The organism is Synechocystis sp. PCC 6714 (assembly GCF_000478825.2).
Taxonomy (GTDB): domain Bacteria; phylum Cyanobacteriota; class Cyanobacteriia; order Cyanobacteriales; family Microcystaceae; genus Synechocystis.
The window spans coordinates 3,225,610-3,250,539 of record NZ_CP007542.1; the positions used below are offsets into that span (position 1 = coordinate 3,225,610).

Sequence of the window (24,930 nt, forward strand, 5' to 3'; positions counted from 1 at the left end):
CCCCAGTGGATTAGGGTTATCCGCCCCTGGGAACGACAAAATAGTCAGATTATTTGGTACGCTAATTTAAACAGTTTGGGAATAGTAAGTAAGCGTGAACATTACGATTGGACGGGGAAAAACAGCCCGTCGAGCCTACGGTATCGACGAGATTGCACTGGTTCCCGGAGTGCGTACTTTAGATCCAGCTCTGGCGGACACCCGCTGGAAGGTGGGGCCCATTGAGCGGGAAATCCCCATTATTGCCAGCGCCATGGATGGGGTGGTGGATAGCCGCATGGCGGTATTGCTCTCCGAATTGGGTGCTTTGGGGGTAGTTAATTTGGAGGGGATCCAAACCCGCTACGAAGATCCCAATCCAATTTTGGACCGCATCGCCTCCGTAGGGAAAACAGAATTTGTTGGGTTGATGCAGGAGCTCTACGCAGAACCGATCAAGCCCGAGTTAATCACCAAACGTATTCGGGAAATTCAGTCCGCTGGGGGCATCGCCGCAGTAAGTTTAACTCCGGTGGGGGCGGCCAAATATGCTAGTACAGTGGCAGAAGCTGGGGCAGATTTATTGTTCATCCAAGCCACGGTGGTTTCCACGGCCCATTTATCCCCCGAGTCGGTGGAAAGTTTAGACCTGGTCAAACTTTGCCGGGAAATGCCCATGCCAGTGGTGTTGGGCAACTGTGTTACCTACGAAGTAAGTTTGGAATTGATGCGGGCTGGTGCAGCGGCGGTGCTGGTGGGCATTGGCCCTGGTGCGGCTTGTACTTCCCGGGGAGTACTGGGGGTTGGGGTACCTCAACCGACGGCGATCGCCGATTGTGCGGGGGCCAGGGATGACTATTTCCAGGAAACGGGTCGTTATGTGCCGGTCATTGCCGACGGAGGCATCATTACCGGTGGAGACATCTGTAAATGTATTGCCTGCGGTGCTGACGCAGTGATGATCGGTTCCCCCATTGCTAGGGCCGCTGAAGCCCCCGGCCGTGGTTTCCATTGGGGCATGGCTACCCCCAGTCCCGTGTTACCCCGAGGCACTCGCATTAATGTGGGCACCACCGGCACCATTCGGGAAATTTTAGTGGGGCCGGCTAAACTCGATGACGGCACCCATAACCTGCTGGGGGCATTGAAAACCAGCATGGGCACCCTGGGAGCTAAAGATATGAAGGAAATGCAACAGGTGGATGTGGTCATTGCCCCATCTCTGCTCACGGAGGGCAAGGTCTACCAAAAAGCCCAACAGTTGGGCATGGGTAAGTAGTTAATCCTTGCCGGTCCAAACCCATTTCCCCCTGGAATTATTCTAGGGGGATTTTTTCTGCGCCATCTGTTAACCTAGGCCAGGTTTTGTTTGCCTCTGCCCAAGTCCCACTAACCTCTATTCCCCATCCCATCACCGCCGTGCAACGCTGGAAAACCTACCTAGTTTTGGCCCTATTGGCGATCGCCATGTTGTTTCCTCTGCTTTGGTTGGTGGCCACCGCCCTCAAAGCCCCCACGGAGGATGTATTTGGTGGTTTAGGTCAATTGTTGCCCCGGCAACCTAATTTAGGCAATTTTATTAAGGTTTGGCAAGACTATCCCTTTGCTCGCTACCTATTCAACAGTGTCGTAGTTTCCAGCATCACTGTAATCCTCAATCTGTTCTTTTGTGCCCTGGCGGCCTATCCCCTAGCCCGTTTGAATTTTATTGGTAGGGACGTGACCCTAGCGGCGATCGTGGCCACATTGATGATTCCGTTTCAGTTAATCATGATTCCCCTCTATATTTTGGCGGTGAATTTTGGGCTAAGGAATAGTTACCTGGGCATTATTTTCCCCAGCTTGGCCTCCGCCTTTGGTATTTTTTTGCTCCGCCAAGCGTTTCAAGGGGTACCCAAGGAGTTGGAAGAAGCGGCCCGCATAGACGGTTGTCGGGAACTGGGCATTTGGTGGCATATCATGATCCCTGCCATTCGCCCCGCCCTGGTCACCCTGGCCATTTTTGTTTTCATTGGTGCTTGGAGTGATTTTCTCTGGCCCCTAATTGTGCTGGACCAGCCAGAATATTACACATTGCCCCTAGGAGTTGCCCAACTATCTAGCGCCCTGGACTTTGACTGGCGCTTAATCGCGGCGGCATCGGTAATTGCCATTGCTCCGATCATTGTGCTGTTCCTGTTTGTGCAACGGTACATAATCCCCTCGGAAGCTAGTAGTGGCGTTAAAGGTTAGGCGGTTGGATTTTTGAAATTTTCGGGTTGAAGTCTTCCAGCAAATCCCCTAAATTTCCCCTGGGTTGAGGGCAATCATCGCCCAGGTAACATATGTACCAATGGGGCTCCAGAGTAAAAAGGGTACTAAAAGGGCAAAGGCCGTGGGGGAAACTTGGGCGACGGCGATCGCCAGGGCCAGGCCGACAAAAAAGCCCGTGGCACCGATGATGGTGCCCACCCTTAGACTACGGAGTTTGCACATTACAGGGGTATAGGCCATGACAGTTAGTTCCAGCAAAAGATAGCCAGCCATCAGTCCCCAGCGGTGGCCAGGATTTTCCGTGGCCTGCCAAGTTACGGTGGCGGAAACTGCTCCGGCAATGAAAATCCCGATCCAGATGAAGGGGATGGCCCACTCAAAGGTCAGCCAGGGGGGACGACGCAGACGATTAAACCAGCGCAAATCCCTGGGGGAAAGGCGATTGCAAACAAAGGCCAGGGCGAAAGTGATCAGTCCAATCCAGAGCCAAGCTGGAACCATAAGCAGTGTCGGGTAACTTTTGCAAATTCTATCAACTACTCATACTCACCGTTGCTCGTTTGAGGAGCCTCAAATACGTGGCGGGGAAAGACCTCCGAGCTGATTGGAGGAACCAATGGATTCTTTTCGCTCCCAGAAAGATGGGGGTAGAATACGGAGGAGGTTGTCCCATGGAACCCCAAGCAAATGGTTACTCCGTCCCAAACTCTTCCCATGTCTGCCATTAGCCGCTGTCTACGCATTCTCCTCATTGAAGACAACCTAGGGGAAGCCCGCCTGTTGCAGGAAATACTCAAGGGGGCCCCGAAGGAAAACTTTGCATTTCAACACGTACAACGGTTGGAGGATGCTCTGACGGTTTTGGATCAAGGGGAAAAGTTTGACATCATCCTGTTGGATTTAACCCTACCGGACAGCCAGGGTTTAAGCTCCCTGCCCAAACTGCAAAAGCACCACCATGAACTGCCTATCATTGTACTTACCCACTACCAGGACGAAGAATTAGCCCTAGAAGCGGTGCGTCAAGGAGCCCAGGATTATTTAGTCAAACGGGACGTTAGCTTGGATATTCTCCTGCGTTCGCTCCATTATGCCATTCAACGCCATTGCCTTGCCCGGGAACTGGCGGTGGAAAATCAGACTCTCAATGCCAACATCAAACGTCAGGAACGGGAATTATCCGAAGCCAAAGCGGCCAATAAACTCAAATCGGAGTTTGTTTCCATGCTTTCCCATGATTTTCGCAATCCCCTCAATACCATTCTTTTATCGGCGGGCTTATTGGAAGAAAGTGGCGATCGCCTGAGTAAGGGGCAACAACATAATTATTTCAATATGATCCGCACCGCCATCAAAGATTTAGATGAGTTGTTGTCGGAGGTTTTACTGCTGGGAAAAACGGAAAATGGGCAACTAAATTGCCAATTTGAGCCGTTGGATTTGCTCTACTTCTGTCAGGATTTAATGCGTTTGGTCAATAACGCTCAGCGCCATCCCCGACCCATTCATTTCCACTCCCAGGGCAACCTCCAGCAGGGGATGTGGGATGCCCACTTACTGCGCCATATTATTTGCAATTTACTCAGTAATGCCATTAAATATTCCCCCGATGCTACCCCGATTATTTTTGAGGTGATTGCAAAAGATAAAACCATGGTTTTTCGGGTCACCGACCAGGGCATTGGTATTCCCCCAGGGGCGATGGCGGAATTATTTAATCCCTTTTTTCGGGCTGATAACGTGGAAGGGGTGACGGGCACTGGTTTAGGTCTGGCGATCGTGCAACGCTGTACCCATATCCATGGCGGCGAAGTGACGGTGGAAAGCACAGAAGGCCAAGGCTCCTGTTTTACGGTGCGTTTACCGATTTTGGAGCCCCCCGATAACGGCGATCGTTTTGGTTCCTAATTTGGGCAACGGAGAACGAAAGGGGACTAACTCCATTCCTCCGCCAAGGTGGGTGAATCCAGTCAGCTCCCAAGAGTGATGGATAGATCGTAGAGCGAAGTGGAGAAAATTCTATTTTTTTCCATGTCTAAACCGGAAGTGGAAACGCTAAAAGCCTTGATTTTACAGGTTTTTGGGGACTGACATGCCCTTAGGCTTTCCCTATGCTGTAAGTATCGACAGCAAAGGAATACGTCGCCATGTTTGCCTCCACCAACTACACCTCCACCGCCATCCGCAACTACACCATCGCCGCTGTAACCGTTTTGACCTTGAGTATAGGCATCGGTGAACTGTTCAACAACCCCGACCGCATTGCCACCCAAAACACCATTGATAACTACACTTCCTACCTTGGTGCTGGCTTAGTAAGCTACGCCCAGTCCTCCTTGAAGTAGGTATAAATTCGATCTGTTCTGCCCCAAGTGGTCTAAAAATTGACTAGTCTGAGCAAAATAACCGTTGGGTTGAATTGCTCCCTGGGATAAAAAAAGAAGTTAACAAACTGGTTTGATTTAGTTGAGTTTAAATAGTTGAAATAAACTATTTTAAAAAATTGCCCTCTTGCATGGCATTACTGAATGCTTGCAGTTGTTGATAATGGGCCAATAGGCGATTTTGATAGTGTTGTCGCCGCTCCGGAGACCGAGCCGATCGCCAAAAGATCAATTCCGTTGCCAGAAGCCTGAGGGTTCTTCGTAATTCCGTTTGTATGGACAGCCATTTTTGTCTTCTCTGGACTGGCAGAAGCTCCGCTGGCAGAGCAAGAAAATAATCATGGATATGATTTTCCAGGTGGTCAATCTGTCCTGCCACCGTTTCCCCATCAATGACAGTCTCAACCAAAGTTAACCGACATCGCTCCAGCAACTGCTGAAATTCCCTAAGGCGATCGGGTAAATCAAGTAGTAGTGTAGATGACATTAATCCGAGAAGTTTTTCAGGGGAAGGACAGATCTAAGGTTAAAATAATGTTAAGACCCACTGATATTAATTTAGATTTACCATGACCAAATGGTCAAACTGCCTGGGGTACATCCTTGGGGAGAAAATTTGTTTTCGATCTTCATGGTAGAAGGAGCAAAAAATCATTAACAACCATTAACATTAATTCCCCAAAACCTGCCCCGATTAGGGAATGTCTGTTACAAGATAAATACGGGATTTTAATAAAGCAATAGTTACTGTTATATTTTTTCCCGTTAACTGGCAATTATCGGCTTTTTTGGTCGTTTTTTCTGTTTTAAACTTAAGTTAGTGCAAGCTACCTCAACTATCTCCCCAAAACTATGAATGCCGTCGCCGCTCTGCCCACCCCTACCATCCATACCACCTGTCCCCAGGATATCCACGATATTGAACTACCCCAGTGGCTAGCGGATTGTTTACAACAGTGGCAAACGGAACTAGAACAGGGCCAGGACGAAGCGACGGTGCCCCATTGTTTAATCTGTCGAGCTTTTTGTTTTGCCTACGATCTCCATGCCCAACAGCGGCGAAAGTCTGGGGAACCCTACATTGCCCATCCGGTGGCCGTCGCTGGGCTACTGCGGGATTTGGGAGGAGACGAGGCGATGATTGCGGCGGGTTTTTTGCACGATGTGGTGGAAGATACGGACATTAGCATTGAACAAATTGAAGCTCTGTTTGGCGAGGAAACAGCTAGTTTGGTGGAAGGGGTAACCAAACTTTCCAAGTTTAATTTTTCTAGTACAACGGAGCATCAAGCGGAAAATTTTCGCCGCATGTTTTTGGCCATGGCCAAGGATATCCGGGTAATTGTGGTCAAATTGGCCGATCGCCTCCACAATATGCGGACATTAGATGCGCTAAGTCCGGAGAAGCAACGGCGCATTGCCAGGGAAACTAAGGATATTTTTGCTCCTTTGGCGAATCGTTTGGGCATTTGGCGTTTCAAATGGGAATTGGAAGATCTTTCTTTTAAATATTTAGAACCAGATTCCTACCGCAAAATTCAATCCCTAGTGGTGGAAAAACGCGGCGATCGGGAATCCCGTCTGGAAACTGTTAAAGATATGTTGCGTTTTCGCCTACGGGATGAGGGCATTGACCATTTTGAACTCCAGGGCCGTCCCAAACACCTCTATGGCATTTACTACAAAATGACCAGTCAGAATAAGGCCTTTGAGGAAATTTACGACATTGCTGCCCTACGGATCATTGTAGAAAGCAAAGGGGAATGCTATCGAGCCTTATCCGTAGTTCATGATGTATTTAAACCCATTCCGGGGCGCTTTAAAGACTACATTGGCTTGCCGAAACCCAACCGCTATCAATCTCTCCACACCACCGTTCTAGGCCTCACTAGCCGTCCTCTGGAAATTCAGATTCGCACTGAAGAAATGCACCATGTGGCGGAGTACGGGATTGCAGCCCACTGGAAATATAAGGAAAGTGGCGGTTCTGAAAATACTACCCTTAGTTCCACCGACGAGAAATTTACTTGGTTGCGGCAACTGTTGGACTGGCAAAGTGACCTCAAAGATGCCCAAGAATATGTGGAGAATCTTAAACAGAATCTTTTCGACGATGACGTTTACGTGTTCACCCCCAAGGGTGAAGTGATTTCCCTGGCCCGGGGGGCAACGCCGGTGGATTTTGCCTATCGTATCCACACCGAAGTGGGCCATCACATGAAAGGTGCTCGGGTTAACGGTCAATGGTTAGGGGTTGATACTAGGCTGAAAAATGGCGACATTGTGGAAATTGTCACCCAAAAGAATTCCCACCCCAGTTTAGATTGGCTTAATTTTGTTGTTACCCCCAGTGCCCGCCACCGCATTCGCCAGTGGTTTAAGCGTTCCCGGCGGGATGAAAATATTCTCCGGGGTCGGGAGTTGCTAGAAAAGGAATTGGGCAAAACGGGTTTGGAAGCTCTGCTCAAATCGGAACCGATGCAGAAGACAGCGGAACGTTGTAATTATCAAACTGTGGAGGATTTACTGGCGGGTCTGGGCTATGGGGAAATCACTTCCAATGCGGTGGTTAACCGTCTGCGGGAAAACAATGTCAATAACGTCAAAAATAGTCAACCTAGCCAGGAAGTCACCCTAGCCAGTTCCCCCCAAGTCCATCCCACTACTCCCCCCGCCACCGGCAAAGATAATTCCCCGATCGCCGGCATTGAAGGTTTGCTCTATCACATTGCTGGTTGTTGTCATCCTTTGCCAGGGGAGCCGATTATGGGGGTAGTGACCAGGGGGGCCAGAGGTATTTCCATCCATCGCCAAGGTTGCCATAATCTCGAACAAATGGACGGCGATCGCCTAATTCCAGTGCGGTGGAATCCCAACAATAATAATCACCAAACCTATCCAGTGGACATTGTCATTGAAGCCATTGACCGGGTGGGGGTGCTGAAGGATATTCTTTCTCGCCTCAGCGATAACCACATTAACGTCCGCAACGCCGAAGTGAAAACCCATCTGGGACGGCCTGCCATTATTAGCCTCAAAATTGATATTCGGGATTATCAACAACTGCTGGGTATCATGGCCAAAATTAAGAACATGAGCGATGTTATGGATCTCCGTCGGGTTATTTCCGGTTAGGTTCGGGTTTGTGGAAAAAATTGCCTAGAGAATTGATACGATATTTAGTATTTCCTTTCAATTTATTGACTGGGGCATCCTCAAGAATCCTAATTAAAGCTTTTTGGCAAAGTTTTAGTTTGCCCCCTAAATCGACCCACTAAAGCTCTGGTAATATAGTCAATCAAAGTAAGATTGAGATGACTAAAGTCTTTCCCAAAGACGCTTTTAGCCCTGGTCAGTGTCTTACTTTCAATTAAATTAACTATACTAGGGGACTTTTATCTGATTTCCCCCAAATTTGGGGGACTGGGACGTTGACAGTACTCTCCAAACAAAAAAATCTCCTAAAACTTAGGAGATCGAAAAAGTTTCGAGCAAAATTGGCTTTCCGAATGACCTAGGTGCCAGAAGCCCAGGAGTTGATATATTCCAACTGTTCTGGGGTGAGACTATCAATTTCAATACCCATGGCTTGGAGTTTCAAGCGAGCAATTTCTTGATCCACTTCCACAGGGATGGAGTGCATACCAGGTTCCAGTTGGCCTTTATTTTTAACCAAATGCTCACAGGCCAGGGCTTGGTTAGCAAAGCTCATATCCATTACCGCACTAGGGTGGCCTTCGGCGGCGGCCAAGTTGACCAAACGGCCTTCACCAATGACGATGATCGACTTGCCACTAGGCAGAATATACTGCTCAGTAAAGTTGCGGACTTCCTTAACTTCGGTGGCCTGTTCCTTGAGGGATTTGAGGTCAATTTCAATGTCAAAGTGACCGGAGTTGGAAACAATCGCCCCGTCTTTCATGACAGCAAAATGCTCAGGACGGATAACGTGTTTGTTGCCGGTGACGGTGATGAAAATATCCCCCTGTTTAGCGGCTTCGGCCATGGGCATCACTCGGAAACCATCCATGGCGGCTTCGATCGCCGGAACAGGGCTAATTTCGGTCACAATTACATCGGCTCCCATACCTTTGGCCCGCATGGCAACCCCTTTGCCACACCAGCCATAGCCCGCCACCACAATGGTTTTACCAGCTAGGAGAATATTAGTAGCCCGGATGATACCGTCCAGGGTGGATTGACCGGTGCCGTAACGGTTGTCATAGAAATGCTTGGTGTCCGCATCGTTAACGTTCATGGCAGGGAAGGTCAGTACCCCATCTTTGAACATGGCCCGCAGGCGCACAATGCCAGTGGTGGTTTCTTCGGTGGTGCCAATGATGTCGCTCAGTTGATGTTGCCGTTCCTGTACTAAGGTGGCTACTACGTCGCTACCGTCGTCGATGATGATGTTGGGACGGTGGTCTAGGGCAATTTGCACATGACGGTGATAGGTTTCGTTATCTTCCCCTTTAATGGCATAAACGGGAATACCGTAATCGGCTACCAAGCAAGCGGCCACGTCGTCTTGGGTGGACAGGGGATTACTGGCAATTAATAAAGAATCAGCTCCCCCGGCATGTAGGGCGATCGCCAAGTTAGCGGTTTCGGTAGTAACGTGACAGCAAGCCACCAAGCGGATACCGGCGAAGGGTTTTTCTTGGGCAAAGCGTTCCCGGATTTGTTTTAACACGGGCATTTCCCGGGCCGCCCATTCGATGCGCTGACGACCTTGGGGAGCAAGACTAATATCTTTAATATCGTATTTTTGTTTAACGGGCGTTGCTACCATACGGATCAATTCCTAGGGATTTTGCGTGAATGTGATATAACTTAACATTTATTTGCCCTTAGCTGACCACACAGCAAAGGCTCTGACCTAGGAAATGGAACTCATCTATTGATCGACGGGAAAACTAAACAGGGCAATTCATAGAGGAGAGTTTTGCCCTAGGTCATAGTAGTAGATTTGCTGGCTCTTATCCGTTAGGGCATTTAAATATTTACGATAGATTTTTTCTCCTGGGATCAATTCTGTAAACTCCGGCGGTTGTTTGTAGTCCGTTTCAGGATAGGCTTGTTGAATACTAGCAATCAAGCTGTAGTATTTTAACCACTGCCGCAATACTTTAATTAACTCTTCAAACTTTAGCGCCGTATTGCGATGTTGATGGTTCAGAGCAATAAATTGCACTATTAAGGCGAAGGAACGACTGTTGTTTTTTTCCGGTGGTATCTGAATAATTTGGCTGATTTTATCAAAAATAGTAATGTTTTTATTGACCAAATGAATCAGGATAGGGAGATCATGGATATTCCGAATTTCAATGTTGCGAATCAAGTCAGAGATGCTAACTAAAACGGAATAATCTGACTGCCCAAAAGAGTGAAATCTCCTCAATAAATTGAGCCCTAGGAGGTTGTCGGAGATTTGCTTGAGATTGTCAACGTAATGGTTGAGTGCCTCTTTCCCCTCCGGTGTTTTTGTTTGGGCAATGGCTTCGATGACGGTATATTCTAGTCTTTGCTTAAAGGTTTCAGCATCCTCCGATTCCTTGAGAATTTCAGGTACTTGATCATAGAATTCTTGCTGTTTATAGCCCCGATATCTCAGTTCGGTTTGGTTAATAAACAGAAGTAAATCTTTGACATCAATGGCTAATTCCAAGTATCGGTAACTCTGTTTCAGATTGGCATATTCCCCTAGATCGTTGTCCAGCATATATTGGATTTTGATATAGGTAATAAACTCCCCGTCTAAAAACTGAGGACTGTCGATCGCCTCTGCGGTTTTAGCAAAAATGTAGAGGTCATTGATGTGTTTTTTTCGCTCAATTAAAGCCTCCTCTGGCACCTCTTTTTTACTGTTAATAATGTCTTCAATTAACCCACCTTTGCCCAACACAGGACGATTCCACCAGGGCTTTTCCTTCTCTGATTCCAGCGATGAATTTACGTCTTTGTTTGGTTTGGCCATGGGTGAAGCTCCGGGGGAACCCCCAATGTAACTAAAAAAGGTCGAATGTAGCTAAATCAACACTCTATTAAGCTTGATTGAGCAAAGTGGTTAAACAATTATTGTAGGTACTAAAGCACGATTAAGGCTCAATAACGGTGACCTCATCCGGACGAAAATGGGCCTTAAAACGCTGTTCAAACTTAACCAAAACCGGCAAATTAGCGCTGATGGGTCTCCCCTGCCATTCGGTCAATACGGCGGCCACTTCCCCTTCCATTCCCTGCAAATCAAAAGCTGTTTTTTTATATTCTGGATGGTGGTAAACCACAACGGAGGAGGTGACTCGAACACGATCGCCGACATTCATAGGGACTTTCTCTAGGGTTGGCTTTGATAATTAACAGGGTCTAAGGGCACAGGAGCCAGAAAACAGCACTGTGATGATAGAGTTTCCATTTTTGCATAGGTTAGCCCCCGCTAAGCAAGCATCACCCAGGGAGGGAATGGGGAACAGAGTGGATTAGTCTTGGGTTTTGACCAGGCCAACTTCCGGTTGGATTGTTTCCGGGGTAGGGGATGGGGTCGTAAATTTAATCTTGGTTTGGATTTGTTGATTCAACCAAGTTTGGAAAAGATCGTTCCGCAAACGTTGCCGAATATTGTCATCCAATTGGCTAGAAATATATTTTTCCAGTCGGAGCAGAATCCACCACTCCCCAACGGCGATGGGTAGACAGAGTTGCCCAGCGGGAGTACTTTTCAGCAGTTGCACTATTTGAGGATGGGGTACATTCAGTTCCACTGGGCCGATTAAACCGCCATTTTGGGCTTCTGGCCCTTCGGAATATTGTCGCGCTAGGGCACTAAAATCTCCCTCCCCTTCCTGGATACGGAAATATAGCTCCTGAATAATGCCAGAGTCCCGACTGCGGATCAGAGAATAGATAACCTGGTCTAATTTATCTTTGCTATTGAGGAAATGACCTTCCAGTTGATCGTTCCAGGTTTGGTGTTTAAATTTTTCTAGACGGGCAGTGCGGAGGATGGACGTTTCCAACTGTGCCAGGGTCATGCCAGATTGCTTTAACCAAGCCTGCCTTTGTTCTTCGTTGGTGATTTGGGTTTGCTGGTAAAAGAGTGCTAAATTCTGCTGTTGCTCTTCCGGGGTTAGCTGGATATGGTCGATCGCCTGGTCGAGCAAAATTTCCCGAGCTAAATGGGGCAATAGTTGATATTCCACCATGAGGGAATACAATTCGTCTTCCTTCACTTGGCGATCGCCGACCGTCAATACCACCGACATAGTTAGCCAACTCCTAACGCACAATATAGCTTGATTGCTCCATAACCCTAGCCCAAGCTGACCTAAACATCAATCAGAGGAAGAGAGAAATATCCGTAAAAGTGCCTCTGGTAAATGGTTTTCTTCCGCAGCAGAGGTATCGAGGTAAAAAACCAAAGGTGCTTCTGATTCAGTGAAATCCTGCCAATCTAGGGATTGAATGAGTAACAATGTTTCATTGGCATCGGAAATATCTCCCCGGCGGGACTGCAAACGTTCCCTTAAAACTTCCATGGGAGCATGGCAATTGATAATGGTTAGGGAAAATTTTTCCTGTACTGCAAATTTAATGATGGGCGATCGCCATAATACTAGATCAAATTTTGCATCGAGAATGACATTGAAACCGGATTTGACTACCAAGGAAGCTAAATCAAGCAATGATTGGTAAACTTTTTTTGTCATAGCTTTGCTATATAAATCAGCTTTCCCTGGTTCGTTCAAAGGCACTTTTGCTAAATGTTTACGTACCGCATCAGAGCGAATATGAACGGCGGGTAAAAATTGGCCAAGATGCTGGGCAATGGTACTTTTCCCCGACCCTGACAACCCGGTCATTAAAACTATTTTTTTCTCTTTTTGTTGCCCTAATTGACTATATTGCCACGCCAATTGGTAATAACCTTTAGCTGTAACTAAAGCCTTTTGCTTTTCCACTTCATTTAAATTGGCATCATCTAACAAAAATGACGTTACTTTAGCCCGCACATAGGCTTGGCGACAGAGATAAAAAGGTAACACCTGTAAACCATGCCAGTCCCCTGTTTGCTCTAAGTAAGTATTTAGGAATAGATAGGCCCAATCAGTTCTACCCTTAGCTTGGAGGTCCATCATCGTAAAGGCAATGTCATAGATCACATCCACGAAGCGAAAAGGTTGATTAAACTCAATGCGGTCAAATAATTGAATCTTCCCCTGCCAATAACACAAATTCCTCAGGTGTAAATCTCCATGGCACTCACGAATTTTGCCCATGGCCTGTCTCTCTCGAAAAATATGGTCCTGGGTTTGGTAAAAATCCTTGCTAAATTGACAAATTTCTTGATATTGATCCGGACTTTGGGCAATGCCCAGGTATTTTTCCGTTGCCAAAAAATTATCCGAAACTGATTGCCAAATTACAGCGGGATCACCAAAACTGTTAATTTCCGCATTAGTCACTGTTTCCCGGTGAAATTCAGCTACTTTTAGAGCTAAAGCAATAATATCTTGACTGGATAATTTACCCGCTTCAAACATAGAAACAAGTAAACAATCCTGGGGAAACTGAGCCATTTTTAAAAGATAATCCTTTGGCTGGGAATTATCGCCAGCAGATTTTTTTGCTTTCTGCCAGTGCCATTGGTTATCTGTTAACTCAACCGTTAAAACTTCCTGATAAATATCCGGTGCCACTGGGGAATTTAAACGCAATTCTTCCTGCAAAAAATGCTCACGCTTTTCCGCCGTGGAGTAATCTAAAAAACCTAAATTAACTGGCTTTTTTAACTTGTAGGCATAGTCTCCGGTTAACAGCACGACGGAACAATGGGTTTGTAAGCATTGAATTGGTTCTCGGACGGGATGAGGATAAAAATCAGCCTTTTGTAGAGTGTGTAACAAACTTAGGAAAGGATCCTGGACAGACACGGCGATTTGATCGGGTTGATCCGGAAGACTATTCATAGGTAGTGGCCAGTTAATTCCCGTCTCTAATCGTAACCCCACCACCGGAGGCGATCGGGTAATGATCAACGTTGTGAGGTACCAATGGGTGCAAGGCTTTGGGTTAGGATGGATAACCGCCCGGAAAATTGTTAATCATTGCAACGAGGAAAACCTGTGACTGTCCGTGTCCGCATTGCCCCTAGCCCCACTGGTAATCTCCACATTGGGACTGCCCGCACCGCCGTTTTTAATTGGTTGTTTGCTCGCCACACCGGAGGCACTTTCATTCTGCGGGTGGAGGATACGGATGTGGAGCGCTCTAAGGCGGAATACACGGAAAATATCCAATCTGGCCTGCAATGGTTAGGTTTGAATTGGGACGAAGGGCCTTTTTTCCAAACCCAACGGCTGGATTATTATCGTAAAGCGATCCAACAGTTGCTGGACCAGGGGTTGGCTTACCGTTGTTACTGCACCACTGAAGAATTGGAACAAATACGGGAAGCCCAAAAGGCCAAGAACCAAGCTCCCCGTTACGATAACCGTCACCGCAATTTGACCCCAGAACAGGAGGCAGCTTTTCGGGCTGAAGGTCGCCAGCCGGTGATTCGTTTCCGCATTGACGACGATCGCCAGATTGTTTGGCAGGATCAAATCCGGGGTCAGGTGGTGTGGCAGGGCAGTGATTTGGGGGGAGATATGGTCATTGCCCGGGCGACGGAAAATCCGGAAGAAAGCTTTGGCCAACCTTTGTATAACCTGGCGGTGGTGGTGGACGACATTGATATGGCCATTACCCACGTGATCCGGGGGGAAGACCACATTGCCAACACAGCTAAGCAAATTTTGCTCTACGAAGCTTTGGGAGCGACGGTGCCCACCTTTGCCCATACGCCGTTGATTTTGAACCAAGAAGGCAAAAAATTATCCAAACGGGACGGGGTAACTTCCATTGATGATTTCCGGGCCATGGGTTTTCTGCCCCAGGCGATCGCCAACTATATGTGCTTGCTGGGCTGGACCCCTCCGGATTCGACCCAGGAAATCTTCACTTTGACGGAAGCGGCGGAGCAATTTAGCTTGGAGCGGGTTAACAAGGCCGGGGCTAAGTTCGATTGGCAAAAATTAGATTGGATTAATAGCCAATACTTGCACCATTTACCAGCGGCGGAACTAGTTCCTCTCCTCGTTCCCCATTGGCAAGGGGCGGGCTATGAAATTGATCTCGAAAAAGATGGTAATTGGTTGGCCAGTTTAGCCAGTTTAATTGCCCCCAGCTTAACTAGGCTCACCGATGCGGCCAAGGAAAGTCAGTTGCTTTTTGGCGATCGCCTAGAACTCAAAGAAGATGGGCAAAAACAATTGGCAGTGGAAGGAGCAAAAGCAGTGTTGGCAGCAGCTCTGACCTTTAGCCAAAATACGCCCGAGTTGACTTTGGATGAAGCCAAAGGAGAAATTAACCGTTTGACCAAGGAATTGGGTCTGAAAAAAGGCGTGGTGATGAAATCCCTCCGGGCTGGGCTGATGGGCACAGTGCAAGGGCCCGATTTACTCCAATCCTGGTTATTACTGCAGCAAAAAGGTTGGGCCGCAACCCGTCTCACCCAGGCGATCGCCGCAGGGCAATAGAAAAGCAACTAGGGCGAGGAAAGATCACTTAATTGTCTTACTTTTCCTGAGCTTGGTGGGATAAAAACCTATCTGAAAATTCCCCTTGACCCCCACCGATGGAGGGATTAAGGCTCAATTCCCCCGAAATATCCCAACCATCCTTCTTTTTTGGGGTTGTTTGATGGGGAGAATCGCCATTGTTTTCCACCTGATTTTGCCTAGCGACGTGCCATTGTCCCGTATCAGGGTCCCGATAGGCCGTGTAGGGGGATGGTCGCAACGGTTGGGAAGAGATTTTCACGGATATCATCCACAGCCCAGGCGATTACTAGGCACAGTTTCACCAGTCCAAGTCTAATATTTCAGCCCGGTTGGACAATGATTAAGGTCACCCTTTGGCCGTGATCCTAGTCACCGATCGCCGTTTGCCAGGGCCGGGGCAGGGAAGATTTTTTTCTTTCCGGTAGGGCAATGCAAACATGGTGGGTTTGGGCCTGGGCCAGCAGTTGGGACGACACGGCTTGACTAATTTGATAATCACAGCAAAAACGATGGGGGCTAGCCTGGGTAATGGTCAATTTCACCAACAGGCGATCGCCACAGTGGGCAGGGGCGAAAAAGTCAATGCTGGCATGGACTAGGGGTAAGGCAAAATCCCCGGCACTAATCATATTTTGTAAGGACAAATGCTCTGATATCAGCCAACTTTCATAGGCTTCGTGGCACATTTGCAAAAATTGGTTGAAATAAACCACCCCGGCCCCGTCGGTATCCGCCAGGTAAACTTGCCTTTCATAGGTAAATGTCGCCATAGTCCGCCCTAGTTAATTAACCACCATCCCTTGAACTACTCCACCTGTTCTGGAACTGCCCACAAAAATCCACAGTCAATCAGCCTGGAAACTAGCAACAATTGTCAAAAATATTAAGAATTGTGCGCTCATCAATCCCTGAACTAGTGGATACAATAACCTTAGATTACCTTCCTTGCCGGCTTTTCTCGGCCATTTTGTTCACCTGAGTCAATTAACTATTTCCGTTGCGTCGTTTTTCGGCTTTTAAATTTCCATGGTTAAAAAACGCTCCCAATTCCCCGTGATCGGCTCAATGGTGGCCCTTGCCCTACTCAACACCGCCTGTGGGGGAGACAAGCCAGGGGCCAATGCCCCCAAAGCCATTCCGGTGCAGCTACAGACCCTAGAAACTAGCTCTGTGGTGGACAGCAACGAATTTGTCGGCAACCTAGTGGCTACCAAATTTGTTGAGCTGGCCCCGAAAATTGATGGACGTATTTTACGAATTTATGCCCAATGGGGTCAGCAGGTGAATGAGGGAGATCCAATTCTGCTCTTGGAACCCACTCAACAGCAGGAAAACGTCAACGCCGCCGTGGGTAATCTCAATATCCAGCGGTCTAATTTTCAGGTCACTGAAGCGAACCTCCGCACCGCTGAATCAGAAAGGGATGCGGCCCAGTCGTTTGTTACTACCCAGGAAGCCAACCTGGCCCGGGCGATCGCCGATTTAGCTAATTCCCAGGAAGTTTTGAAAACAAGGGAAGCGGATTTAAAACGGGCCCAAGCCAATCTTAACCTGGCCCAAATTAACTTCAAACGAGCTCAATTTTTAGTGGAAACGGGGGTGCAACCCCAACAGGATTTAGACAATCGCACCACTGAGTTGGAAGATGCCCGGGCCAACACCGAAGCGGCCCAAAAAACAGTCCAAGCGGCCAAAGCTACTGTTCAAGCTAACCAGTCCAGTGTGTCTGCTTCCCGTTCCGCTGTGCAACAGGCCAAGGATAATTACCAAGCTGCCGTGCAACGGGTTAACGCTTCCCGTGCTTCCATCAGTGCCCAGAAAGGGGCGATCGAGCAGGCCCAGGGACAATTGGGCGCCACCTCCCAGGAATTAATTTATAACCGGGTGTTAGCTCCCGTTAGTGGTGTGGTGGGTAACCTACCCCTGCAAATTGGTGATTTTGTCCGCACTGGGCAAAGCTTTACCACCATTACCAACAACAACGAATTTGAACTGGACATTAACGTGCCAGTGGAACGCTATAACGACTTACGCATTGGCTTGCCCGTGGAAGTTGTTCGTAGCGATGGCCGAGCCGGGGAAGTGGGGCGGATCAGCTTTATTTCCCCCACCGCCAATCGCAATGACCAATCCATTCTGGCGAAGGTGATTTTCAAAAATGATGGCAGCCTGCGGAATAACCAGTACGTCCGGGTGAGAATTATTTGGGATCGTCAACCGGGCTTTCTGATTCCCACCACAGCGGTTACTTCCATCGGCGCCCAGAAGTTCATTTTTGTGGCCCAGCCTAAGAGTACCCAGGACAGTGGAGGGAAAGATGGGGCCAGTGGTGGAAGCACCAGTAGTACGGAATTAGTGGCTCGACAAACTCCAGTGGTGCTGGGGGGAATCCAAGGGCAATCCTACCAAGTTATTTCTGGAGTCAAAGCCGGTGAACGGGTGGCAGTATCAAGGATTTTGGAATTGCGGGATGGTATGGCCATTGAACCTGCCAGTGCCGCTACCCCTTCCAGTAACAGTGGTAATGGTGCTGGGGCCGGTGACAAACAGCAATCCTCTTCGTAGTGCTCCTTTGGTATTGGGGCTAAAGCCAAATCCCATCCTCCCCCGGTGATAACACCGCCGGTAATTGATCGCAAACTGTTGGGAAGAGCCCAGTGGGGAACTGTAAGATGGTCAGTGGCCCCGATCGCCATATTTGCCATGGTTGAATCTGTGGGTTTGGAGAAAATATCTACCGGCACCGAGCCCTTTTCTTGTTGACCAAACTTCCATGACCCAAGCCCACGCTAAGCGTTTTCAGTTCGATCGCCAACTGTGGCACCGCTTCGTTGAAACGGCCCAGCCCTACTTCTATCCGGTGGGGCAAAAGCAAACTAGGGTTTTTCTCGGTCTCATCCTGGCCTTGATGGTGGTGGTGGTGGCCCTGACCCTGTTTTTGTCCATGGGGTTGAGCCTTTGGGCCACGGCAATTTTTCCTGACTTTTTTGCCAAATCTGGTAAGGGCTTGGTGGATGGGGTGCAAGGTCTGATCAATTCCCCAGCTCCCTGGATCGGTTTAGTAGCCCTAGCCATTGCCGGGGCCGTTTTTGTTAGTCAGCGCCAGAAACTACAACAACGGTGGCTCCAGTGGTTATTACTGGGCGTATTGTTATCTCTACTATTTATTGTCAACGGCCTAAACGTTATTTTAAGCTTCGTTTTTCGCTTCATTGACACTGCTTTGAATGGTAAAGATGCAGAGGTATTTTGGCAATTTTTGTGGATCTATGGCATTGTCATTGTGGTGGCTATTCCCATCATTGTGGCCTATCGTTACCTACGCCAAAAACTAGGGGTGCTCTGGCGAGAATGGCTCACGGAACATTTCCTCGGCCGCTACTTTAAGGGGCGTTCCTACTATCATCTGGATTCCAATTCTGCCTACACTTTAATCGATAATCCAGACCAGCGGATCAGCCAGGATATTCAATCTTTTACCGGCGTGACCCTGGATTTTTTGCTGGACATCCTTGACTCTATTCTGACCCTAATTTCCTTCACCGCCATCCTCTATAGCATTTCCCAAACTTTGATGTGGGGATTGATTGGCTATGCTACCTTTGGTACGGCGGTGGCGATCGCCATTGGTACTCGGCTAATCCGGATTAATTATGAACAACTACGCTTGGAAGCCAACTTTCGTTACGGCTTGGTACGGGTACGGGACAATGCGGAATCCATCGCTTTTTACCGGGGAGAAGGATTAGAACGCAAACAAGTTACTGAGCGTCTGCTGGGGGCGATTAGAAACTTTAACCTATTAATTATTTGGCAAGCCCTAATCAGCCTATTTCAACTGGGCTATAACTATTTCACTCGGCTTATTCCCTACATTATTATTGCCCCCCTATATTTGGCTGGGGATCTGGATTTCGGGGCGATCGCCCAGGCTAGCTTGGCCTTTGGCATGGTACTTTCTGCCCTCTCTTTGGTCACTAATCAAATTCAAAATATTACCGAATTTGCCGCCAGCATTAACCGTTTGGGGGAATTCTATGAATCTTTAAATGGTCCCAACAATGAATTGGAACGTCGGGAAAGTGTTAGCTTCGACCGCAATGCTATCACTACCCGTATTGGTTCCACCGTTGCCCTGGAAAATGTCAGCCTTTCTCCCCCCAATTCCCCCCGGATACTGGTGCGAAATTTGTCCTTGACAGTAACTCCCGGCAATCATCTACTGATTATGGGCCCCAGCGGTAGTGGTAAAAGCTCCCTCCTCCGGGCGATCGCCGGTTTGTGGGACAGTGGTCAAGGCACCATTGAACGGCCCGAATTGGAAGATTTGTTATTTCTGCCCCAACGGCCCTATATGATCCTAGGTACCCTGAGAGAACAATTGGTTTATCCCAATTCCCAAACCACTGTGGAAGATGGGTTTCTGCTGGAAACTTTACGCCGGGTTAACCTCCCCGACTTGGCCCAACGCTTTGCCGATTTAGACAGCTTAGAAAATTGGTCTAATGTTCTTTCTTTAGGGGAGCAACAGCGCATTGCCCTAGCCAGGGTTTTCATTAATCAGCCCCGCTATGCCATCCTTGATGAGGCCACCAGCGCTCTAGATGTGGATAACGAAGCGGATTTGTACCATACCCTGACGGATTTAGGTACCACTTTTATTAGCGTTGGCCACCGTCCTACTTTGAGAAACTTTCACCGCCAATGTTTGGAAGTTCGACCGGAAGGCCACTGGCATTTGAGCCCAATCAATGATCGATAAATCCCATCAACACCCTAGGAGAGAATGGTCTGGCCAGTCTGGGAACGGAGACCAATTGCCTATCTCTCCACCGGAACGAATGAAATGGGCAGATCTTCTGACAGAGCAATTTTTCCTTGGCTCAACCCTGGGTTTGGGGTACCGGATCAAGTTCACCTCTACCCTGCTCGGCGATCGCCAATAACTCCCGCTCAAAGGCTACCTGGGCCCGGTTAGTTCTACCGCCAAGGTAAAGTTCTTGTTTATCTTCATTATTGACAGTGAGTAGCCAAACCTGGGAATGGGAAACATAACTCATCATCACCCCCACCATCAACAAGCCAAAACCAAGATAAACAAAGGGAATGCCCGGATCTGCTTTAATTTGCAGACCAGTACTACCTACTAATTCTTTGATTGTTAAAGTTACTCCGTTAATTTCCACCGTAGAGCCGGCCCGCACCGCATCGGTTAGATTACCCTGTTGATCATAGATAATCATGGTGCCCTGGAGGTCTTTAACTAATAGGGCCGCCCCTTCACTAAAATCTGTTTTGGTGGGAATATAAGCACCCCAAAGTTGGCCACCGTTAGTAGTTTGTAGGGGAGCCATGGGCAATTGCAACACTGGACTATTATTAATCTGTACCCTGACCCCAGCAATGCCCCAATTGGTTTGATAAAAAGTAACTCCCCGATGGCGCAAAGGATGGTTAACAGAAATAGTTTGACGGTCTAATTCTTCTCCTTCATCAGTGATAACTGATAAGTCAGAGTAAAATTGATCAACGGTGCCATCTTCGGTGTAGTCAATCCAGAAACGATTAACTTTAATGCCCCAATCTTTGGGAATTTGCCTATCTGCTAGGGGACCTTTTTCAATAATATTGCTTACTTGGAATGTTTCACCACTGGGAATCATATGTTGGGCAAAAAATCCTGTCAACGCCCCCCAAATTGCTCCCCCAAGAATAATTAACATAGCGGCATGGACAATAATGGGGCCAATTTTTCCCATCAAGCCCTTGCGGGCATAAATACTATCCCCTTCTTGGAAAATCCTATATCCTTTACCCCTCAGTAAGGTTTCAATTTGCTCACCATTACCATTCGTAAGAGAAATACTAAGGGCTAATTTTTTAAATTGTCTTGGCTGATGATAAAACTGCCAACTCCTAGCCGCTTTTAAGGCGGGAAACTGACGGTTAAAAGTGCAAGCAGTTAAGCTAGATCCGAACAGTATTAATAGACCTAAAAACCACCAAGTGCGATAGACTTGATTTAAGCCCAATTGTAGGATTACCTGCCAACTGAGAAAGCCAAATAGTGCGGGATCATCGGGATAATTTTGTTGATAAAAACTGACACTTTCCCCCTGTTCAATAATTGTTCCACCGACACTAAAAATAGCAATCAGTAATAAAAGGGCGATCGCCAGACGGAGATCCGCCAAAGTTTTGAGGCACTGCCGACTTAATTGTTGAAAAAAGTTGCTGGGGAAAGGGTTAGCAATGGTCATGAAAATAGCAAAATTGGCGAGATATAATTCTATTATTGTGCCCCGATCGCCAGCTCCATGGCAACGGAATTCAGTCGAGGATCAACAGCTGCTTATAGACCTTGGTCCTGTGGGAAATTCTACCCATTGACGAATCCACTACCCCGGGCGAGCATGACACTAGGTTCCTAACGGGTCAAAGCTTAAGCTGACAATCAATTCGGTAATTTAACCGTTGGCAACTCAATGGGCTAAAAACAAACTTGCCTCCCACTCACCCCCTTAACAGCAAGGAAAAAACCATGGCTAATGATCAGATGTCGGCCGGTAAATGTCCTGTAATGCATGGAGCAAACACGGCGGAGCGGAAAAACAACCTCGACTGGTGGCCCAACGGACTGAACCTAGACATATTGCACCAGCATGACCGCAAAACAAACCCCATGGATAGTGGGTTTAACTATGCCGAAGCCTTTCAAAAACTGGATCTAGCCGCTGTTAAACAGGATCTACATCATCTGATGACCGATAGCCAGAGTTGGTGGCCTGCCGACTGGGGTCATTACGGGGGGCTGATGATCCGCATGGCCTGGCACGCCGCAGGGACCTACCGTATTGCCGATGGTCGAGGGGGCGCTGCCACCGGGAACCAACGTTTTGCTCCCCTCAACAGTTGGCCAGATAACGTCAATTTGGATAAAGCCCGCCGCCTCCTCTGGCCGATCAAAAAGAAATATGGCAATAAACTTTCCTGGGGAGATCTGATTATTTTGGCCGGCACCGTGGCCTACGAGTCCATGGGCCTGAAAGTTTATGGTTTTGCTGGAGGTCGGGAAGACATTTGGCACCCTGAAAAAGATATTTACTGGGGATCGGAAAAAGAGTGGTTAGCTTCCAGTGACCATCGCTACGGCAGTGAAAATAGGGAGAGTCTGGAAAATCCCCTAGCCGCAGTGCAAATGGGGTTAATTTACGTCAATCCTGAAGGGGTAGATGGTCAACCCGATCCGCTCCGGACAGCCCAGGACATACGCACTACTTTTGCCCGCATGGCCATGAATGACGAGGAGACCGTTGCCCTCACCGCCGGTGGCCACACTGTGGGGAAATGTCATGGGAACAGTAAACCTGAGCTAATGGGGCCAGAACCGGAAGGGGCCAGTGTGGAAGAGCAGGGCTTAGGGTGGCGTAATCAAAATGGGAAAGGCGTGGGTCGGGAGGCCATGACCAGTGGCATTGAAGGAGCTTGGACTACCCATCCCACCCGCTGGGACAACGGCTATTTTTATATGCTGTTCAACCACGATTGGGAGCTGAAAAAAAGTCCCGCCGGAGCCTGGCAATGGGAACCGGTCAACATTAAAGAAGAAGATAAACCCGTCGACGTGGAAGACCCGAGCATTCGCCACAATCCCATCATGACCGATGCCGATATGGCCATGGTCAAAGACCCCATTTATCGACAAATTTCGGAGCGTTTCTATCGGGAACCGGACTATTTTGCGGAGGTATTTGCCAAAGCCTGGTTTAAACTGACTCACCGGGATCTGGGACCCAAAAGCCGTTACCTTGGTCCCGATGTGCCCCAGGAAGATTTAATCTGGCAAGACCCCATTCCGACCGTAGATTATATTCTTTCCGAAGCAGACATTGAAGAGCTTAAACAACAAATTCTTGGTTCGGGGCTGACCTTGTCCGAATTGGTCTGCACCGCTTGGGACAGTGCCCGAACTTTCCGTTACTCCGATTATCGTGGGGGAGCCAATGGAGCCCGCATTCGTTTAGCGCCCCAGAAAGACTGGCCCGGTAATGAACCACCCCGATTAGCCAAAGTGTTGGCGGTGCTGGAAAAAATTAAGGCCAATTTCGCTAAACCCGTTAGTCTAGCGGATTTGATTGTACTGGGAGGGGGAGCGGCGATCGCCAAGGCGGCCCTGGATGCTGGCTTTGAAGTGATTGTACCCTTTGCCCCTGGTCGGGGAGATGCGGGCGAAGCCATGACGGACGGAGAATCCTTTGCCCCGTTGGAACCGGTTCATGATGGTTACCGCAACTGGCTAAAACATGACTATGCGGTGTCTCCGGAAGAATTGCTGTTGGACCGGACCCAACTGATGGGATTAACGGCCCCTGAAATGACTGTTTTGATCGGTGGCATGCGGGTATTGGGGACTAACCATGGAGGTGCTAGCCATGGTGTTCTCACCGAGAGGGTGGGGGTACTGAGCAACGATTTCTTTGTCAATTTGACCGATATGGCCTACCAATGGCGGCCGGTGGGCAACAACCTCTACGAAATTGGCGATCGCCAAACAGGGGAAGTGAAATGGACCGCCACCAGGGTAGATTTGGTCTTTGGCTCCAACTCCATTCTGCGATCCTATGCCGAGGTCTATGCCCAGGACGACAACCAGGAAAAATTTATCCGTGATTTCGTTGCTGCATGGACTAAGGTGATGAATGCTGATCGGTTTGACCTTCCCCAGAGCTAGTTGGCACAATAGAAAAATAACAAAATCAAGGCAACATTTCAGCAATCCATGGCAGACCAATTAATCCGGGCCACCGCCGCCGATGGGGGTATTCGTGCAGTGGGAGTGATCACCACCAATCTGACCGAAGAAGCTCGCCAACGCCATCGCCTTTCCTACGTTGCCACCGCCGCCCTCGGCCGCACCATGGCCGCAGGTTTACTCCTAGCTTCCAGCATGAAACAGGAAAAATCCCGGGTCAATATCCGTATCCGGGGCAATGGCCCCCTAGGGGGTCTACTGGTAGATGCGGGGGTCGATGGTACCGTGCGAGGCTACGTACAAAATCCCCAGGTGGAACTACCTCCCAATGCCCAAGGCAAGTTGGATGTGGGGGGAGCTGTGGGCCGGGACGGCTTTCTCTACGTAGTGCGGGATGTGGGTTTTGGTTATCCCTATTCCAGCACAGTGGAGTTAGTTTCCGGGGAAATTGGCGATGACGTTACCCACTATTTGGTTACTTCCGAGCAGACCCCTTCCGCTTTGTTATTGGGGGTTTTTGTCGGTAAGGATGGAGTCACTGCCGCTGGGGGACTACTGCTACAGGTAATGCCAAAAGCTGCCCGGGATGAGGCTCTGGTGACAGCGTTAGAATCTCGGCTAGGACAACTGACGGGCTTTACACCCCTTTTGCGCTCAGGGAAATCCCTGAAGGATATTTTCCAAGAACTGCTGGGGGATTTTAGCCTTTCCATTTTGCCGGAAGTACAACTTTTGCGTTTTGATTGTCGCTGTTCTTTCCCCAGGGTGTTGGGAGCTCTAAAAATGCTGGGGCAAGAGGAACTAGAAGACATGATCGAAAAAGATAATGGGGCCGAAGCCACCTGTGATTTTTGTGGTGAAGTGTACCAAGCTAATCGCCACCATTTAGCCCAGTTGATCAGAGAAATTCAGCAAGAAAAAGCAGAAAGGGAAGGTTGACACTCCCCACGGATGAATTGGA

The 24,930-nt window shown here is 48.5% G+C and carries 20 protein-coding genes; 10 read left to right on the forward strand and 10 right to left on the reverse strand.

What is annotated here, in order from left to right:
* Window positions 1-94 precede the first annotated feature (94 nt).
* Window positions 95-1,258 carry a GuaB3 family IMP dehydrogenase-related protein gene (locus tag D082_RS14675; RefSeq protein WP_028948372.1) on the forward strand — a complete coding sequence of 388 codons (1,164 nt, stop codon included), beginning with the start codon at window positions 95-97 and terminating at the stop codon, window positions 1,256-1,258.
* Between the two features lie 140 nt (window positions 1,259-1,398).
* On the forward strand, window positions 1,399-2,211 hold the full coding sequence (locus tag D082_RS14680; RefSeq protein WP_028948371.1) for a carbohydrate ABC transporter permease: 813 nt from the start codon (window positions 1,399-1,401) through the stop codon (window positions 2,209-2,211).
* A 48-nt stretch (window positions 2,212-2,259) separates the two neighbouring features.
* On the opposite strand, the gene D082_RS14685 is transcribed toward D082_RS14680, so the two are convergent.
* The gene (locus D082_RS14685; RefSeq protein WP_081857674.1) at window positions 2,260-2,739 is read right to left on the reverse strand and encodes a TspO/MBR family protein; all 480 of its coding nucleotides are present in this window, start codon (window positions 2,737-2,739) and stop codon (window positions 2,260-2,262) included.
* Between the two features lie 207 nt (window positions 2,740-2,946).
* Here D082_RS14685 and D082_RS14690 point away from each other — a divergent pair, with 207 nt between their 5' ends.
* Together D082_RS14690 and D082_RS14695 are read left to right on the forward strand one after the other, a co-directional pair.
* Window positions 2,947-4,140, forward strand: coding sequence for an ATP-binding protein (locus tag D082_RS14690; protein WP_028948369.1), 1,194 nt, complete (start codon window positions 2,947-2,949; stop codon window positions 4,138-4,140).
* A gap of 239 nt (window positions 4,141-4,379) precedes the next feature.
* Complete coding sequence (locus D082_RS14695; RefSeq protein WP_028948368.1) at window positions 4,380-4,577, forward strand: hypothetical protein; 198 nt, start codon at window positions 4,380-4,382, stop codon at window positions 4,575-4,577.
* Between the two features lie 145 nt (window positions 4,578-4,722).
* Here D082_RS14695 and D082_RS14700 read toward each other — a convergent pair whose 3' ends face one another.
* The gene (locus D082_RS14700) at window positions 4,723-5,103 is read right to left on the reverse strand and encodes a hypothetical protein (protein ID WP_028948367.1); all 381 of its coding nucleotides are present in this window, start codon (window positions 5,101-5,103) and stop codon (window positions 4,723-4,725) included.
* A gap of 365 nt (window positions 5,104-5,468) precedes the next feature.
* On the opposite strand from D082_RS14700, the gene D082_RS14705 reads away from it, so the two are divergent.
* Window positions 5,469-7,751, forward strand: a complete 2,283-nt coding sequence (locus tag D082_RS14705) for a bifunctional (p)ppGpp synthetase/guanosine-3',5'-bis(diphosphate) 3'-pyrophosphohydrolase (RefSeq protein ID WP_028948366.1) — start codon at window positions 5,469-5,471, stop codon at window positions 7,749-7,751.
* Window positions 7,752-8,130: 379 nt separating this feature from the next.
* Here D082_RS14705 and ahcY read toward each other — a convergent pair whose 3' ends face one another.
* The 5 genes from ahcY to D082_RS14730 form a co-directional block, all read right to left on the reverse strand.
* On the reverse strand, window positions 8,131-9,408 hold the full coding sequence (ahcY, locus tag D082_RS14710) for an adenosylhomocysteinase (RefSeq protein WP_028948365.1): 1,278 nt from the start codon (window positions 9,406-9,408) through the stop codon (window positions 8,131-8,133).
* Between the two features lie 138 nt (window positions 9,409-9,546).
* Window positions 9,547-10,593 carry a hypothetical protein gene (locus D082_RS14715; RefSeq protein ID WP_028948364.1) on the reverse strand — a complete coding sequence of 349 codons (1,047 nt, stop codon included), beginning with the start codon at window positions 10,591-10,593 and terminating at the stop codon, window positions 9,547-9,549.
* A gap of 121 nt (window positions 10,594-10,714) precedes the next feature.
* The gene (locus D082_RS14720) at window positions 10,715-10,942 is read right to left on the reverse strand and encodes a ferredoxin-thioredoxin reductase variable chain (protein ID WP_028948363.1); all 228 of its coding nucleotides are present in this window, start codon (window positions 10,940-10,942) and stop codon (window positions 10,715-10,717) included.
* A gap of 153 nt (window positions 10,943-11,095) precedes the next feature.
* On the reverse strand, window positions 11,096-11,878 hold the full coding sequence (locus tag D082_RS14725) for a peptidylprolyl isomerase (protein ID WP_028948362.1): 783 nt from the start codon (window positions 11,876-11,878) through the stop codon (window positions 11,096-11,098).
* 69 nt (window positions 11,879-11,947) lie between these two features.
* Window positions 11,948-13,582 carry an AAA family ATPase gene (locus tag D082_RS14730; protein WP_028948361.1) on the reverse strand — a complete coding sequence of 545 codons (1,635 nt, stop codon included), beginning with the start codon at window positions 13,580-13,582 and terminating at the stop codon, window positions 11,948-11,950.
* A gap of 156 nt (window positions 13,583-13,738) precedes the next feature.
* Between D082_RS14730 and gltX the strand changes: the two genes are divergently transcribed.
* Complete coding sequence (gene gltX / locus D082_RS14735; RefSeq protein WP_028948360.1) at window positions 13,739-15,193, forward strand: glutamate--tRNA ligase; 1,455 nt, start codon at window positions 13,739-13,741, stop codon at window positions 15,191-15,193.
* Window positions 15,194-15,230: 37 nt separating this feature from the next.
* Here gltX and D082_RS14740 read toward each other — a convergent pair whose 3' ends face one another.
* Both D082_RS14740 and D082_RS14745 read right to left on the reverse strand, forming a co-directional pair.
* Window positions 15,231-15,476 (reverse strand): hypothetical protein, encoded by a 246-nt coding sequence (locus D082_RS14740; protein WP_144428751.1) that lies wholly within the window; start codon window positions 15,474-15,476, stop codon window positions 15,231-15,233.
* Between the two features lie 106 nt (window positions 15,477-15,582).
* A complete protein-coding gene (locus D082_RS14745) occupies window positions 15,583-15,987 on the reverse strand; it encodes a 1,4-dihydroxy-2-naphthoyl-CoA hydrolase (protein WP_028948358.1) in 405 nt (134 codons plus the stop codon).
* 256 nt (window positions 15,988-16,243) lie between these two features.
* Here D082_RS14745 and D082_RS14750 point away from each other — a divergent pair, with 256 nt between their 5' ends.
* Window positions 16,244-17,782 carry an efflux RND transporter periplasmic adaptor subunit gene (locus D082_RS14750; RefSeq protein WP_028948357.1) on the forward strand — a complete coding sequence of 513 codons (1,539 nt, stop codon included), beginning with the start codon at window positions 16,244-16,246 and terminating at the stop codon, window positions 17,780-17,782.
* Between the two features lie 208 nt (window positions 17,783-17,990).
* Entirely contained in the window at window positions 17,991-19,979 is a 1,989-nt protein-coding gene (locus tag D082_RS14755; protein ID WP_038531078.1) for an ABC transporter ATP-binding protein/permease, read from the forward strand.
* A gap of 121 nt (window positions 19,980-20,100) precedes the next feature.
* Here the strand turns inward: D082_RS14755 and D082_RS14760 are convergent, their stop codons facing one another.
* Window positions 20,101-21,477 carry a cytochrome c biogenesis protein gene (locus D082_RS14760; protein WP_028948355.1) on the reverse strand — a complete coding sequence of 459 codons (1,377 nt, stop codon included), beginning with the start codon at window positions 21,475-21,477 and terminating at the stop codon, window positions 20,101-20,103.
* Between the two features lie 281 nt (window positions 21,478-21,758).
* Here D082_RS14760 and katG point away from each other — a divergent pair, with 281 nt between their 5' ends.
* Together katG and hslO are read left to right on the forward strand one after the other, a co-directional pair.
* Window positions 21,759-23,948, forward strand: a complete 2,190-nt coding sequence (katG, locus tag D082_RS14765; RefSeq protein ID WP_028948354.1) for a catalase/peroxidase HPI — start codon at window positions 21,759-21,761, stop codon at window positions 23,946-23,948.
* 48 nt (window positions 23,949-23,996) lie between these two features.
* A complete protein-coding gene (gene hslO, locus D082_RS14770) occupies window positions 23,997-24,908 on the forward strand; it encodes an Hsp33 family molecular chaperone HslO (protein WP_028948353.1) in 912 nt (303 codons plus the stop codon).
* The last annotated feature ends 22 nt before the right edge of the window (window positions 24,909-24,930 follow it).